This window comes from Sediminispirochaeta smaragdinae DSM 11293, assembly GCF_000143985.1.
GTDB lineage: Bacteria > Spirochaetota > Spirochaetia > DSM-16054 > Sediminispirochaetaceae > Sediminispirochaeta > Sediminispirochaeta smaragdinae.
This window is the reverse complement of record NC_014364.1, coordinates 540,627-555,648: the sequence shown is the minus strand read 5'-3', so window position 1 is coordinate 555,648 and position 15,022 is coordinate 540,627. Positions and strand designations below refer to the sequence as shown.

At 48.8% G+C, this 15,022-nt stretch carries 13 protein-coding genes; 7 read left to right on the top strand and 6 right to left on the bottom strand.

Annotated elements, in window-relative coordinates; genetic code table 11:
* Positions 1-24 precede the first annotated feature (24 nt).
* A complete protein-coding gene (locus SPIRS_RS02710; RefSeq protein WP_148224021.1) occupies positions 25-3,177 on the top strand; it encodes a PAS domain S-box protein in 3,153 nt (1,050 codons plus the stop codon).
* 22 nt (positions 3,178-3,199) lie between these two features.
* Entirely contained in the window at positions 3,200-4,096 is an 897-nt protein-coding gene (locus tag SPIRS_RS02705) for a VIT1/CCC1 transporter family protein (protein ID WP_281046979.1), read from the top strand.
* On the opposite strand, the gene SPIRS_RS02700 is transcribed toward SPIRS_RS02705, so the two are convergent.
* Complete coding sequence (locus tag SPIRS_RS02700) at positions 4,093-5,334, bottom strand: THUMP domain-containing class I SAM-dependent RNA methyltransferase (RefSeq protein ID WP_013253142.1); 1,242 nt, start codon at positions 5,332-5,334, stop codon at positions 4,093-4,095. The genes SPIRS_RS02705 and SPIRS_RS02700 overlap by 4 nt on opposite strands.
* A gap of 86 nt (positions 5,335-5,420) precedes the next feature.
* On the opposite strand from SPIRS_RS02700, the gene SPIRS_RS02695 reads away from it, so the two are divergent.
* Positions 5,421-6,623 (top strand): MFS transporter, encoded by a 1,203-nt coding sequence (locus SPIRS_RS02695; protein ID WP_013253141.1) that lies wholly within the window; start codon positions 5,421-5,423, stop codon positions 6,621-6,623.
* A gap of 71 nt (positions 6,624-6,694) precedes the next feature.
* On the opposite strand, the gene SPIRS_RS02690 is transcribed toward SPIRS_RS02695, so the two are convergent.
* From SPIRS_RS02690 to SPIRS_RS02675, 4 genes are all read right to left on the bottom strand, one after another.
* Positions 6,695-7,987, bottom strand: coding sequence for a dicarboxylate/amino acid:cation symporter (locus SPIRS_RS02690; RefSeq protein ID WP_013253140.1), 1,293 nt, complete (start codon positions 7,985-7,987; stop codon positions 6,695-6,697).
* A gap of 118 nt (positions 7,988-8,105) precedes the next feature.
* Positions 8,106-8,756 carry a response regulator gene (locus tag SPIRS_RS02685; RefSeq protein ID WP_013253139.1) on the bottom strand — a complete coding sequence of 217 codons (651 nt, stop codon included), beginning with the start codon at positions 8,754-8,756 and terminating at the stop codon, positions 8,106-8,108.
* Entirely contained in the window at positions 8,753-9,550 is a 798-nt protein-coding gene (locus SPIRS_RS02680; protein ID WP_013253138.1) for a sensor histidine kinase, read from the bottom strand. The genes SPIRS_RS02685 and SPIRS_RS02680 overlap by 4 nt, the downstream gene beginning before the upstream one ends.
* A gap of 2 nt (positions 9,551-9,552) precedes the next feature.
* The gene (locus tag SPIRS_RS02675; RefSeq protein WP_013253137.1) at positions 9,553-10,491 is read right to left on the bottom strand and encodes a cache domain-containing protein; all 939 of its coding nucleotides are present in this window, start codon (positions 10,489-10,491) and stop codon (positions 9,553-9,555) included.
* Between the two features lie 463 nt (positions 10,492-10,954).
* On the opposite strand from SPIRS_RS02675, the gene SPIRS_RS02670 reads away from it, so the two are divergent.
* Genes SPIRS_RS02670 through SPIRS_RS02660 form a run of 3 tightly spaced genes read left to right on the top strand, consistent with a single transcriptional unit; the run spans position 10,955 to position 13,160 of the window.
* A complete protein-coding gene (locus SPIRS_RS02670; RefSeq protein WP_013253136.1) occupies positions 10,955-11,728 on the top strand; it encodes an ABC transporter substrate-binding protein in 774 nt (257 codons plus the stop codon).
* 12 nt (positions 11,729-11,740) lie between these two features.
* On the top strand, positions 11,741-12,418 hold the full coding sequence (locus SPIRS_RS02665; RefSeq protein ID WP_013253135.1) for an amino acid ABC transporter permease: 678 nt from the start codon (positions 11,741-11,743) through the stop codon (positions 12,416-12,418).
* Positions 12,405-13,160, top strand: a complete 756-nt coding sequence (locus tag SPIRS_RS02660; protein ID WP_013253134.1) for an amino acid ABC transporter ATP-binding protein — start codon at positions 12,405-12,407, stop codon at positions 13,158-13,160. Before SPIRS_RS02665 ends, SPIRS_RS02660 begins: the two co-directional genes overlap by 14 nt.
* 56 nt (positions 13,161-13,216) lie before the next feature.
* On the opposite strand, the gene SPIRS_RS02655 is transcribed toward SPIRS_RS02660, so the two are convergent.
* Complete coding sequence (locus tag SPIRS_RS02655) at positions 13,217-13,879, bottom strand: SET domain-containing protein (protein WP_245537678.1); 663 nt, start codon at positions 13,877-13,879, stop codon at positions 13,217-13,219.
* Between the two features lie 80 nt (positions 13,880-13,959).
* Here SPIRS_RS02655 and SPIRS_RS02650 point away from each other — a divergent pair, with 80 nt between their 5' ends.
* Positions 13,960-15,021, top strand: coding sequence for a sensor domain-containing diguanylate cyclase (locus SPIRS_RS02650; RefSeq protein WP_013253132.1), 1,062 nt, complete (start codon positions 13,960-13,962; stop codon positions 15,019-15,021).
* The last annotated feature ends 1 nt before the right edge of the window (position 15,022 follow it).

Here is a 15,022-nt window from a genome sequence, read left to right as displayed (position 1 = left end):
ATAGTTACTTATGGTTACATGACTATGCCAAAGCCCTTGATTATCACATTAAGAAAGTCGCTATATCCCTTTATTTTCGGCTCTATTCTGGCGCTCCTTGTAACGATCATCCCGCTTCAAACACTTACCGCCTATCGTTTTCATCGGGATCAGCAAAAAATAGTAACGGCAACCATAGCCTCAACGATTCAAAAGTATCTGACGGTAGCCGATACCTCTCTCACGTTTCTATCCAAACAACCAACGGAACGTATGAATGACCATCTTACCTCGTTTCAAGAATCGTTCAAGATTTTCAGCAAAATCGCCTTTGCCGACACAGACGGAACCGTAGTAGCAGCAAATTCAAAAATACAAGCACATCAAGATGTTTCCAATCTGCTGCACGAGGCTGTCCCAACTCCGGGGCTGACCTCCTTGTCTACGGGGCCGATCATCAGCCCCCATACTGGAAAGCTTTGTATTTTTCTGGTACATCCCCTTGAAGGACAAGGAAACATCATCGCCGAGCTTAACAACAATTATCTTTTCGATCAAATGATGCAGACCATTGGAATGGTAAATATCGAAAATCTTGTTTTTGTGACCGACCAGTCAGGGAACCTTTTGCTCCACCCCGATCCTCGTCTCCTCCAGCAAAAAGCCAATTGGGGTGATCTTCCGGTTATCCACGACATCAGACAGAACGATGGCGAAACAAGTGCTTTCGTCTCTATTGGCGAGAGACTCTACATAGCAGTGGCCCGCTCCATTCCCGAAACCCATTGGATACTTACCTATGCCGTACCGATATCAGCCACCGCCCTTGAAATAATTGGTTCCTTGGTCCTTACCACCCTCCTTTTCCTTTTTTTCATTGGATCGGTGCTGATCATTCTCAAAAGAACCTTAGAAAACAACATTGTACGGCCCCTCACCCAGATGCAGCATATCATCGAACAGTCGGTTATCGAGAAAACGCCCCAGACTATCGGTGTCATAGCAAACAGCTTTTCCGAACTTGAAACCATGCGAAAGGTATTCAATAGATTGTCGAAAACGATACGGCAGAAGACCCTGTCATTAATTGAGTTCAAGCGGGCGGTTCGAGAGGCGGGACACGCAATCTACATGACCGACAGGGAGGGGATCATAACCTACACAAACCCTGCCTTTGAGAGGATTACCGGATACAGTTGGGAAGAGGCAGAGGGCAAGACCCCAAACATCCTGAACAGCGGTATGATGCCCGAGAGCTATTTTGCAAGACTCTGGGAGAGTATCCTTGCGGGAGAACTTTGGGAAGAGGAGATCATCAACCGAAAGCAAGATGGAACGATTTATTATGCACATCAAACCATAGCACCGATTTTCTCCGATTTTGGCATGGTGATAAGTTTCGTCGCAATCCAAAATGATGTTACCCAACAACGTGAATCGGAACGACGGCTATGGGAATCGGAGACCCTCTATCGAAATCTCTTTGAGACTGCGGCCGATTCCATTCTCCTTATTAATCCGGAAACATTAGGGATCAGCGAATGTAACCAGGCCACTATCGAATCCCTCGGATACGGTAAAGACGAGATAAAACAGTTAAGCTATCTCGACATCCAGCCCCCCGATCACCAGCAACGGGTAAAAGAACTGGTACAAGGCATTTCCGAATTCGATCAGGCAACCTTTGATACCCAGCACACAACAAAAACGGGAGAACTACGAGAAGTCAACGTACATATGACGCTTCTGAATCTCGACCAGCGAAAGCTCTTGCTGGCAATTATGCACGATGTAACCGAGCGGCGACAGGCCGAGCGGACCATACAGCAAAGTGAGAGGAAATACCGTATGCTTGCTGAAAACTCCTCCGATATGATCAGTCAGCATGCTCCCGGAGGGATCTATCTCTACGTAAGTCCCGCCTGTATACGGCTACTGGGCTATGAGCAGGAAGAGTTACTAGGAAGACAAGTCGAGGAGATAATACATCCGGAAGATATTGAAAGAGTCATTGAGATCGGGAAGAACCATCTAGGTAGTCCCAGTGAAAGGATTACGACCCTTGTCTACCGCATCCAAAAGAAAGACGGATCATATACCTGGTTTGAAACCCACAGCAGGAGAACAGACAGCCAGGAAATCATCGCCATCAGTCGGGATATCAGTGAACGCATCGCCATGGAGCGGGGACTTGAGGAAGCCAATAAAGCAAAAAGTATGTTCCTTGCCAATATGAGCCACGAAATCCGTACGCCGTTGAATGCGGTTCTCGGTTTCAATGATCTGATAGCAAGAAATACGAGCGATCCTAAACTAAAAGAGTATGCCGCACAGATCGATCTTTCGGGAAAAAATCTTCTTACTCTTATTGGTGATATCCTTGATTTTTCAAAAGTAGAAGCAGGAGGGGTCCAATTCAACTACGATTTCTTCTCTCCGCATCACCTTGTTCGGGAAATTATCGCGCTTTTCGAGATGGAGGCAAAAAAACGAGGGATTGACCTTATAACAAAAGAGAGAACCCCCATTCCCAAGCAGATAAAGCTTGATGAGGACCGAGTGCGTCAGATTCTTATTAACCTCGTAAGTAATGCCCTAAAATTCACAGAAAAAGGCAGCGTCTGCCTTGAAATTCATGCTGCCTATATAAAGCAGAAGGATCAACGATGCAATCTCACTTTTTCGGTAATAGATACCGGTATTGGAATCCCGGAGAAAGAGCAGCATGTTATTTTCGAGGCTTTTCGTCAGCAGGAGGGCCAAAGCACCAGAAAATACGGGGGAACCGGCCTTGGTTTGGCAATTTCGAAAAATCTGGCAGAAGGGATGGAAGGAAGTATCGATGTAAAGAGCAATGTGGGTTCTGGATCGACCTTCACCCTATCCTTCGATTCGGTGGAATGGCGGTCGGCAGATGACGAAGAAGGGGCGCTACAGCCGGATGAAAAACATAGAAAGGAACACGATTCTAAGCGACAATCCAGCATAGTGTTGCCGGCCTCGCTACAAAAGCAATGGGAAGCAGTCAGATTGGTGAGGGCCATCGATGAAATAGCCGACTTTGCCGAACTCCTTAAGCGTGAAGCGTCAAAAGAGGAGCATCCCGAACTGATAGATTTTGCGAACCAACTGGAAAGGGCCTGTGATGAATTGGATATCGAGGAAATAGAATACCTACTGGAGAAGACCGGTCCATAGTTTCCGATCTCAGCTTCTCTTCTTGCTCGAAACAGTATATACTTTCGATCATGCCAAGGAGAAGATCATGGACATGATAGCCGAGATGCAGCGAAATGAGATCACCGAATATCAGGTTTACCGAAAAATTGCAAAGCGAGAGAAGGATCCGGAGAACCAAAAGGTGCTCCTGCGGATCGCCGAAGAAGAAAAGCGCCATCATGATATCTGGGCACGATATACAGGAGGCAATGCAAAGCCGAAACGGTTTAAGGTCTGGTTTTTTCCCTTCTTGGCGAGGCTGCTCGGTCTTACCTTTGCGGTAAAACTAATGGAACTTGGCGAATCTTCCGCTGCCCAGGCGTACACCAAGCTGGCAGAAACGGTTCCTGAGGCAAAGGGCATTGTCGACGATGAAGAGCGACACGAAGCAGAACTGTTACGGCTCTTGAACGAGCAGAGACTGGAATATGTCGGCTCTATCGTGTTGGGACTGAATGATGCATTGGTCGAACTGACCGGGGCTTTGGCCGGCCTTACCTTCGCCTTTCGAAACGGAAGCATGATTGCAGCTGCAGGGCTCATTACCGGAATTGCCGCTTCCTTTTCAATGGCGGCAAGCGAATATCTTTCCAATCAATCCGAAGGTAATCATGAAAAGGCATTAACCTCTGCCGTTTATACAGGTATCGCCTATATTGTGACAGTGACCCTGCTGATTCTCCCCTTTTTCATCTTCTCGAACAGCTATGTAAGTCTTGGTGTAACCCTGCTGGTTGCGGCACTCATTATTCTCGGCTTTACCTTCTACATCTCGGTGGCAAAGGAGCTTCCATTCCGACGCCGCTTTCTTGAGATGATCTCTTTAAGTTTTGGTGTTGCCGCTATTAGTTTTGCCCTGGCCGCACTGGTAAGAACGGTCTTCGGCATAGATGCTTAGAAAAGTATACACTTCATCGGGATTCCGCCGTTCTCGAAATCTATGCTCTTTTTTCCGGGAGGCAGAGCAAGAGAACGTGGAGCAAGGAGGAGAAGGTCCCATCCCTGCCATATCCTCTTTTTTCTATCGATAATACGCACAAACAGATTATCATCTCCCTTCAATCTCACTCCGTAGGGAGGATTGATGGCCAAGAGGGCCCCTCTATTCCCTTCAACTCGAGACACGTGATCTGAAGAAAAAAGATCCTGAGGGCTAAGATGAAAAAAGTCCTCATGTAAAAAGCCAATGTTCCCGGCTGCGCCTGCCCGTTCTCCGTTCAGTCTGCTGATGTGTACCATTTTCGGATCCTTATCACTGCCCCAGAATAACGGTTCATCGGCCGCGGTGATATCCGCCTCGCCATAAAGCCGATGTGCTTCCCAGTTCCATGCAGCCTTGGAAAAAACCGGCCATAAAAAGATGGAAAACCGGCGGTGGCCGGCAAGAGGAAAGTGGGAGGCCATTGCCCAAGCTTCAATAGGAAAGGTTCCTGAGCCGCACATAGGATCGACAAAGAGGGAAAAAGGACCACATTCTATGCGGTACCATTGCAGAAGCGAGGCGGCAATATTCTCCCGAATCGGAGCAGGACCGACCAGCGGACGATAACCGCGACGATAAAGCTGCTCCCCGCAGGCATCCAGACGCAGTTCAAAATGGTTATCCTCTCCGAAGAGCTCAATCATCTGAGAAGGCGCATCATTGGATACGGAAAGGGAGAGTCCGGCCTCTTCAGCACGCCGTTCCAGAGCCTGATAAAGGGTATGCTCAGCAGCTCCTTCGTGCTCGATTCTGCATCGACGCAGGGAGACATGTACAGAAAGAGCGATTCCATCATGGAGCAGTAATTCCCAGGGAAGGGTAACGATCCTTCGGTAAAGCTCTTCCGCCGCCCCCGCACGAAAGCTGTCGACCAGGAGGAAGAGCCTTGAAGCGCACTGAAGGCGCATCAAAACGGGATATATCTCGGAAATCCTTGCCTCGAAGCAAAAACCGGCTCCATGCTTCTCAATCGATTGCAGGGCCAAGTCCTCCAACTCTCGACGAAGAGAAGGGCGAAATGCGAAAGGAGCGGTTACGATCCAGCGATGCCGCGGCCCTCTGAGATATCGTTTCAGATCCCGCTCCCACGGCTTTGAGCCTCGCCGTTTGACCGCAAGACCGCGGAACGTTTCCCGTTCGTTTTGTGGCGACATCACCCCTCTCCTTGTTCTTGTAAAAAAGTCGCAAGATGCAGTCAGATAGATTCACCCTTTTGATTCTTCATGATAATCTCACATAAATGGAACACTGGCAACGAAATCTCTATACAGTTTGGTTTACTCAGATCCTCAGTCTCACGGGATTTGGCTTCGTACTTCCTTTTATTCCCTTTTTTCTCCAGGAACTGGGAGTCACCGATCCCGTTGAGTTGAAACAATGGGTTGGCTGGATCAGCGCAGTCCCCGGTATTTCTATGGGAATCGCAGCGCCGATATGGGGAGCACTTTCGGATCGTTACGGAAGAAAACTGATGATGCTTCGCGCAATGGCAACGGGAACCATCATTCTCGCGATCATGAGTACCGTTCAGAGCCCCATGTCGGTCCTCCTACTCAGGCTTTGCCAAGGCTTTTTTACGGGAACAGTAACCGCAGCCGCAACCTTAGTTGCAGCAGGAACGCCCTCGGATAAGCTATCCTCATCTCTTGGTCTTCTCGCCTCCAGTACCTTTATCGGGTATATCATCGGGCCGACAATCGGAGGACTTTCTGCCGAATATCTCGGCTATCGGGTAAGCTTTCTGATCGGCAGCGGTGTCATGCTTACCAGCTTTATTTTAGTTCTTTTTTTGGTGCGGGAACCGAAAGAGGGGCGAAAACAGAGGAATAAAGAAAACGGGAAACGGGGTATTTCCGCATTCAGCGAAGCGGTCAGGGCATTGCCCTGGAAACAGATAGGCCCTCTCCTCATCATCCTTTTTCTCCTCAGGGCCGCAAGAAGTATGCCTACCCCATTTCTGCCGATCCAGGTTCAACTGCTTCGGGGCAAGGTAGAGGGAGCGGCTGCCATCATGGGGGCCATCTCAGGAGTCATAGGACTGGTAACCGCCATCTCCGGAATTTTGCTCGGTAAACTGGGTGATCGTCATCCCCGGCTAAAACTTATATCGATCTTTGCCCTGGCTGCATCAATCCTGGTTCTGCCTGCTTCGGTCATGAACAGCATAATGGGATTTACCATATTTTTCGTCGCAGGCTCTTTCTTTGCCGGAGGTCTTGAGCCGCTGATGCAAAGTCATCTTACCAGTTTAACCAGCGCAGAAAATCGAGGTACCCTTTTCGGCATACAAACAACGGTGGGAAGCCTTGGATGGGCCATAAGCCCGCTGATCGGATCCGTGCTTTCCATTCATTTCTCCATCCCCTCGGTCTTTGTGGCAATGTCCGGTTTTCTTCTTCTTGCATCCTTCGTTGCCCGCATAAACTATAAAAAACATCGCTGAGCAAAGCCGATGAAAAAGGCCGCCTTAGATTCTTAGATTCGGGCGGCCTCTGAATACGTCGAGTCAGCGTACTACTTTTTCTGCCATTTACTCATATCAACTTGTTTCTCGCTTTTGGCGATTAGTAAGGTTCCGGTCATATCGCCGGTGACGTTGATACAGGTCCTGCCCATATCAAGAATGGCATCGATTCCAAGGATCATGGCATATGCGGCGGCAACGGGACTTCCCTCGGTAATGGGAAGACCGACCGAATCCATGACCATCAAAAGCATGATGGCACCGGCTCCGGGAACACCTGCCGTACCGATCGATGCAAGTACAGCGGTAATGATAATGGTAATCTGCTGGGTAAAATTCAGCGGTAAGCCGATGGCAAAACCGATAAAAAGCGCACAGACCCCCTGATAGATGGCAGTACCGTCCATGTTGATGGTAGCACCAAGCGGGAGGGTAAAGGAGTAAATATTTCGGTCAACCCCATGGTTTTCCTCACTGCACTTCATGGTTACCGGCAGGGTGCCGCTGGAAGAACGGGTGACAAAGGCGGTCAACATCGCCTCTTTGGCCCCGGAGAGGAAATGAAAAAGGTTAAGTTTGTTTGCCGTGAGCAGGCCGCCATACACCAAGAAGACATGCACAATCAAGGCGATATAGACGGCAAGGGTGACCTTTCCAAGAGGGCCGACCGCAGCGGCTCCCTGTTTGGCGAAAACTACGGCTATCAAGGCAAAGACTCCGACGGGGGCATACTGCAACACCCAGCGAACAACCATGTACATAACCTCGGCGGCTCCGTCAAAGACGCGGAACAGAACATCACCAGCCTGCTTGATTCTGTCGTTCTCGCTGATTTTCAGATAGCTGATCCCGATACCGAAGATAATGGCAAAGAAGATCGTAGGAAGCACATCGCCTCCGGCAATGGCGCTGAAGGGATTGGTGGGAACAATATTAAGCAGTGTCGAAGTCAGTGAAGGCTTCACAAGCTCACGTCCAGAGGCATTGGCTACCGAAGCAAGATCAAGTCCGGTACCAGGATGAAAAAGGTTCCCGAAAATAAGACCGATGGCCACGGCAAAGGCTGAAGTCAGTAGATAAAACAGTACAATCTTGATACCGACCTTCCCGAGCCGAGCAGGACTGATACTGGCCGCCCCCACAACCAGGGTGGCAAAGATTACCGGCATCACGATCATCTTAAGAAGCCTGACAAACAGATCACCGAAAGGAGCGATCCAGAGAATTGATGAGCCGAAAATGATCCCGGCAATGGCACCAAGGACTAGGCCAATCAAGATCCTCACCAGAAGATTTGATTTAAAATACCAGTCCATTACGCCCTTTTTTTCCTGTGCGCTCATAGGCACAAGCCTCCTTTATTTGTGTATTTTCCTTAGTTATCATTTCATCACGGAAAATCGAACGGGACCAGGGGCCAGGAGGAGAATTTTTCTTTTAAAGAATCGATGGGTGGAGAGCTTATAAAGCGGACAATGGGCCATTTGGCCCATACATCTTTTTCATGAACTCGACCCTACTACTTACATTGAGTTTTTTATAGATATGCAGGATATGCTTTTTCACCGTAGAACCGGAAATATTGTAGCGATCGGCAATCTCCCTGTAGGTGTAACCGGCGATAATCCCCTTTACCACATCAAGCTCCCGAGGAGTTAAATTATAATCGACATGGTCGGCAGGAGATTTTTCTTTTCTAAGCTCTCCGAGAAGGGTTCGTGCAATCTGCGGACTGATCGGACTGCCGCCCCGGTAGAGCGCTTTTATCTGACTGGTAAGCTCGCCCGGCCTGGTATTTTTCAGTACATAGCCCGATGCTCCGGCCTGAATGGCGGAAAGGATTTTCTCCTCCTCCTCGAAGATGGTAAGAATCAAAATATTAATCTGAGGCCATTTTTCATGGATGATTCTGGTTGCCTCGATGCCGCTCATCTCAGGCAAGCCAATATCCATCATTACCACGTCGGGAGTCCCCACTTCACGGATCGAATCGATTAACTGCTCGGCGGAAGCAAAAGCCCCGACAACACGTATCTCCTCATCAAGCCCCAAGAGATAGCGAAAACCTTCCCTCGCCTCCCGTTCATCTTCGCATATCATGATCCTGATCATCTTGCCTCTACCTCAATAGACACCCTGGTGCCACCACCCGGTTTGCTGTCGAGGGAAAAACGGCCGCCCATTCCCCGGACCCTGTTCATCATATTTCTGATCCCGAAACCAATGGAGGCCTCCGAAGGATCGAAGCCCTTTCCATCGTCTTCAAAAGCGATTCTAACCACTCCATCATGAACCGAGATATCGAGGGTAACGGACTTGGCTCCCGAGTGCTTTAACACATTGCTGACCAGCTCCTGCAGGATATTTTCAAGCTCGAAACGTAAGGCATAGGGAAGCTCGTTCAGTGGATCGGAATCTTCGATGTTGCACTGAAAAGTAATATACCGCAGTTTCAGGCGATCGCCGAGGGTGTGGGTAACCAAACGCCGAAAGTCGATGATCCGCCTGGTGTCCGTATCTGCCCCGGCAAGGATTTCCTTCAGATCTCCTATGGCAAGCTGGGTATTATCTTCTATCCGTTCATGCATGTTTTTCAAGAGTTCCGGGTCGTGAGAATTTTGGGCGACACTGTTGGAAAGAAAAATATTTGTCAGTCGTGCACCAAGGGAGTCGTGGAGGTAACCGTAAATTCGTTCTTTTTCTTCAATGACTCTGAGTCGAAGATTTTCCTGTTGCAATGCCGTCAATTGTTTTGTCCGGCGTCTGACCTCCTCCTCCATTTTTCGAGAATAATCATTCACACGAACTACCAGGGCATTGAGCTCATCTGCGAGAAGGGCAATCTCATCCCCCGTATCAACGGCCATTGAAATATCCTGCTTCCCCGACTCAACGGTTCGTATCACCTTTACGATGGCGAGTAACGGATGAATGATAAAGCCGTTGACAATGCCCCCAGGGCAACAAAGAGGAAAAGCATAAGCATGACATCAAGCATAATCATCAAGCGAATCGTCGCCATTGGTCGTTCCATGATGTTTCGATAAGGAAGCGCCAAAAGCAAGGTCCAGCCGCTACTTCTATTCTGCTTGCTCGCCACATAGAAAAGTTGACCACCGAAGGTATGGATAAAACTTCCGTCCCCTTCACTCGGCACCACCGAAGGATCAAAGACCCCTTCCGCAAATTGATTGACGATGGGAACCTGTTCTTTGTTGAGTAACACAACCTTGCCGATGTGATGCATATCCATCTCATCGACGATTTGCTGGAGGTCGGAAAGCATGACGTCTACGCCGAGGACCCCGACAAAACGCCCCCCTTCCGTACGTACGGGGATGACCGCGGTTATACCAATTGCCGGAACACTGGCATACAGATAGGGACGGGTTATGGTGTAATCTCCGGCAGTCAATGCCGCCTTGTACCACGGTCGCTCTCTTGGATCGTAATCGGAGGGAAAAACCGGGGCATTATCGACAAAACCGGGACCGTAGCCCCATTCGTACATCTGCCCCTCCGCCGTTCCGAGATAGACGGCCCTCAACATCCTCTTCCGTGCACGAACCGTAGCGAGAAATTCTAATTGCATGCGCTCCGTCTCGACCCCTCTGACCGATGGGAATTCGGCCACCGAGCGGGTGATTCTCTCAAGCTCCCCGAAAAAGGCATCAATCTGCTTATCCGTACCGTCAAGAAGGGCAAGGCTCAACGCTTCGGTACTTTTCAGTGCACTATCCTTGAAAAGACCATAACTAATGACAAGAAGAAGCGCCAGAAAAAAAAGCACGGCACTACCGATGCTAAGATTAAGTTTTGTCTTGATGCTGCAACGAATTTGCTCCATGATATCTCCCCTTACTCTATCCGAAGGAAGAGGATCTGGCAAATAGTTCCTTATAATCCCTTCTCTCGCTGGCATTTCCCGCATAAATACTGTAGTATCAAAGAAGAGAGTCATGTAGCTTGCTCAGCATCCGGAGCAACATAGCCTGCTGGCTCTTCACTTCCTCCTCGCGCTTTCGGTGATCTTTTTCAAGTTTCATCGAAAGCGTTTTTCTATCCACAGTACAGAGATGACTCATGGTTTACTGATCAAATAAATAGTAAATAAATTCATCATAACCTCAAGCGATATAATTACTGCTATAATAAAAATATCAAAACAAATAACTCCATATCGATTCATATATCATTTATAAACAATAAATTAAGACGAAACTACGTTTCACATCTTGATGATCACATAAAATGTGGTTATTATATTCATAGTATACTAAATATAAGTACTATAAATATCAGGAGGTAACATGAAACGAATTACTAGTGTGCTGCTTATGATTGCATTGCTGCTTCCGGCAGCCACCCTTTTTGCCGGGGGAAAACAGGAATCATCGGACAACACGATAAGCTTTGCAGGATCGGGAGGGTATCCTCCCTTCAATTTCATCACTGAAAATGGTGATGTAGAGGGATTCGACGTCGACGTTGCAGCAGAAATTGCAAAGAGGATGGGAAAAACCCTAGAATACAAAACAACAGCCTGGGATGGTATCATTGAGGGACTGCGGGCAGGCCGCTATGACGGGATTCTCGGCAGCATGGGCATAACCGAAGAGCGGGAAAAGGTTGTAGACTTCTCCGATCCCTATTACTATTCGGGCCCGCAGCTGATCGTAAGAAAAGACAGTGGTATCGACGGCCCATCCGAACTAAGTGCCGACAACACCATCGGCCTTGTGACGGGAACAACCTTTGAGGGAGATGCCAATGCCCTCGGTGTAAAGGTTAAGTTGTACGAAGACGACAATCAGACCCTTATGGAACTGCTCAACGGCCGTGTAGACGGAGTCCTCACCGATCGTATCGTCGGACTAAACGCCATCGGTAAACTCAAGGGAGGAGATAAGCTGACCCTGGTCGGCTCTGTTCTCCGAACCGAAAAAATGGGTATTGCCTTCCAAGCCGATGATGACGAGCTACGCGAAACGGTAAATACGATTCTCGCAGAGATGCGTTCCGACGGAACATTGAAACGTATTAGTGGAAAATGGTTTAACGGCGAAGATATCACCGTAGAATAAGCGGAAACGATCGTGGAACATATCTTCCCTTGGGATTTTTCGGTCATCCCGGCAAAGTTTTTACTTTTCCGGGATGCCGCCCTCCTCACGTTGGAAATTACGACTCTTGGTATTCTCACAGGCCTGGTTCTCGGGCTGATAGCCGCGCTTGGGACAATATCGAGAAACAAGGTGGCCCATGGTGTATCCTCGGCCTACATCTTTCTTATTCGGGGAACACCACTGCTGCTTCAGCTTTTCATCATCTACTACGGCCTCACCACGGTGGTGACCATCCCCCCTTTCCCGTCGGCTATCATTGCCCTCGGTGTTCATAACGGTGCCTATATAGCCGAAATCTTTCGGGGCTCCATTCAGTCGATCCACTATGGCCAAATGGAAGCGGCAAGAAGTCTTGGAATGCCCAGGCGAAAGGCGATGCGAAGGATCATCCTTCCTCAAGCCTTTAAACGGGCCGTTCCGTCGCTGGGCAACCAGTTTATCATCGCTCTAAAGGACAGTTCCCTGGCCAGCACCATTGCGGTTCCTGAGCTGCTTCTTAAGGGGCGGCAACTCGGCAGTTCCACATTCATGTACATGGAAATGCTGATCATTGTCGCCATTTGGTATTTGATTATGACAAGCGTACTCACCATCGGTGTTCACCGCTTGGAAAAACGATTGAGGGTTAGCGACCGTGACCAGATTTAAAGAACCACTCATCCGTGTCGAAGCGATAGGAAAATGGTACGGAGAGCTGCATGTGTTGAAGGGCCTCAGCCTCGATGTGGCTGAAGGTGAGGTTGTCGTCATCATCGGGGCCAGTGGCTCCGGAAAAAGCACGCTGCTCCGCTGTATGAATTTTCTTGAGATCGCACAGCAAGGTAAAATTTACCTCGACGGAGAACATATAAAGCCGATAAACAAGGTACTCAACAGGGTACGGCAGGATATGGGAATGGTGTTTCAGCATTTCAACCTCTTTCCCCATATGTCGGTCTTACAAAACGTGATCGAGGGACCGGTCCATGTAAAAGGCATGCCGAAAAAAGAGGCTCGGGAACTGGGATTGCATCTTTTGGAAAAGGTCGGTCTTGAAGATAAGCCGGAGACCTACCCTGCCATGCTCTCGGGGGGGCAGAAACAGCGGGTGGCAATTGCCAGGGCCTTGGCCATGCAGCCCAAGGTGATGTTATTCGATGAACCGACCAGCGCCCTTGATCCTGAACTTGTCGGCGAGGTACTCGGCGTTATGGAAGAGTTAGGGAAGGAAGGAATGACCATGGTAGTCGTCACCCACGAGATGTGGTTTGCAAAAGAGGCGGCCCATCGGGTCGTGTTTATGGATGAAGGAACCATCCTCGAAGAGGGCACTCCGGAAAAAATCTTTTCAAACCCCGTCGAAGAGAGAACCCAAGCCTTCCTCAAGCAAATCCTGCCGCCGGATGCATAGGCGAGCCACCTGTGCACCGGTGACAGTCATGGGTGGGGTGGCACCAGGCCCCACGATCACGATTCCATATGGTCGATGTGATCACGGAGGCCAAGTTTTTCAAGTTCGCCTTCCCGTAGCACAAGTTCCCGGAAACCGTCACTCCAATAGGCATCTCCATAATCGATAGTCAGCTCTTCTCCTCTTTCGATATCTCTGTCGGCAACAAAAATAATCACCCAGACGCCGTCAAGGAGGAAATGGTCGGGACGAAGATTGGGAAACAGAGAATGATTTACATAGCGAAGGGGATTTCCCTCCGTCGCAGCATCAATCTCCAGGGGAGGAAGGCCCGGAATATCAACGGGGTAATCCCATGCCCAGTCATCGGGATAATGGCCAGCCGCATCAATTTCGTCGGCATCAATCTCTCTAGCCTCCCGAACGATACCAGTATACTCGCCAACAAAATCTTCACGTTTCAGGGGTTCTGCAGCAAAAAGGCCAAGGCCTATATCCTTATCAACAGAAGCAATACCGAAGGAAGCAAGTACACCGTTTCGAACGGCATTCCCATAGAGTCGCTCAAGAGCAAGAAACTCCTCCCGGTTTTCCAAAAAGTAATCGAGGCTCAGCATAAACTCGGGTGTTAGTTTTCGAAGCTGTTCCGATTCAAGCCGAGGACGTGTAAGCCACATCAAGCCGGTATCAAAAAAATGTTGCCGTATATTCCGATTCATTTCCATCATCAAAAACGATATCACATTTTTTCTTGAAGAAGCACCCCTTTCCGGATTACAATTACGGCAATGGAATATAGATGACCGAAGCACAGAATCAGCCGAAAAGCAATGAAGAACTAGAAAAAGAACTCTTTGATATCCGACAGCTTTTGGAAATTAGTAAAAGCCTCAGCAGCCAGCTTGATCTCTCAAGCCTTCTTGATTCGATTCTTTATATCTGCATGGGCCAAATGAGGGTCACACAGGCCGCTCTTTTTGCAAGAAACGATCTTGACTCGAAAAGTTTACGATTGACAAGAAATCAGGAGGGTTTCCTCCTCGACCATAACAGGGATTATCAGATTAGCATCGATGATCCTCTTAGCTTTCAATTTCTTCACGAACCGCGCTGTTATACCCTGGAAGAGAGCAGGAGCCTCTGCCCTTCTGCACCAGCATTACAGATAATCGGCCTTCTCTCCCCGACTCTTTTGATCCCCCTCATCGCAAGAGGCCACCTTACCGGTATCATTTTGCTTGGAGAACGCATCCAGGGAGGGCTTTATACCCCAAAAGAGGAACGTTACCTCCTGGACATTTCAAGGTTAGCCTCTTCCGCCCTTTACAATGCGATCCTTTTTGAAATGTCTACCACCGATATGATGACCCACCTTAGATTCAGGCATTACTTCACCACCGTCGTCTCTGATAAACTCATGGAAAAGGGTGATTTCTATTCATTCTCCATCATAATGTTGGATATCGATCATTTTAAGAAGGTTAACGACACCTACGGCCATACGGCAGGAGACGAGGTAATCAAAAGCGTGAGCAGAATCATACGAGACAATCTCCGCCAGCAGGATATGGGGGTACGCTACGGGGGCGAAGAGTTTCTTGTTTTTCTGGAAGAGGTTCCCGAAACGACAGCCTACGACATTGCCGAAAGGCTGAGAAAAAAGGTGGGGACCTGCCACGAGGAGCTTATGGCATGTAGCGAACAAGTAACAATCTCTGCAGGGGTGGCCCACTATCGTCCATCCGTGGATAAAAACATCGAAGCCTGCATCCATAGAGCGGATGTTGCTCTCTATTACTCAAAACGGAACGGAAGAAATCGAACAACCTGTGCCAGCGAGATTGAACAACTTGAGCAATAGA

Bases quoted from the DNA above. Each gene is read 5' to 3' on its own strand.
- SPIRS_RS02690 (WP_013253140.1), bottom strand. From the start codon at position 7,987: ATGAGCGCACAGGAAAAAAAGGGCGTAATGGACTGGTATTTTAAATCA.
- SPIRS_RS02650 (WP_013253132.1), top strand. From the start codon at position 13,960: ATGACCGAAGCACAGAATCAGCCGAAAAGCAATGAAGAACTAGAAAAA.
- SPIRS_RS02670 (WP_013253136.1), top strand. From the start codon at position 10,955: ATGAAACGAATTACTAGTGTGCTGCTTATGATTGCATTGCTGCTTCCG.
- SPIRS_RS02695 (WP_013253141.1), top strand. From the start codon at position 5,421: ATGGAACACTGGCAACGAAATCTCTATACAGTTTGGTTTACTCAGATC.
- SPIRS_RS02710 (WP_148224021.1), top strand. From the start codon at position 25: ATGCCAAAGCCCTTGATTATCACATTAAGAAAGTCGCTATATCCCTTT.
- SPIRS_RS02700 (WP_013253142.1), bottom strand. From the start codon at position 5,334: ATGTCGCCACAAAACGAACGGGAAACGTTCCGCGGTCTTGCGGTCAAA.
- SPIRS_RS02655 (WP_245537678.1), bottom strand. From the start codon at position 13,879: ATGAATCGGAATATACGGCAACATTTTTTTGATACCGGCTTGATGTGG.
- SPIRS_RS02685 (WP_013253139.1), bottom strand. From the start codon at position 8,756: ATGATCAGGATCATGATATGCGAAGATGAACGGGAGGCGAGGGAAGGT.
- SPIRS_RS02675 (WP_013253137.1), bottom strand. From the start codon at position 10,491: ATGGAGCAAATTCGTTGCAGCATCAAGACAAAACTTAATCTTAGCATC.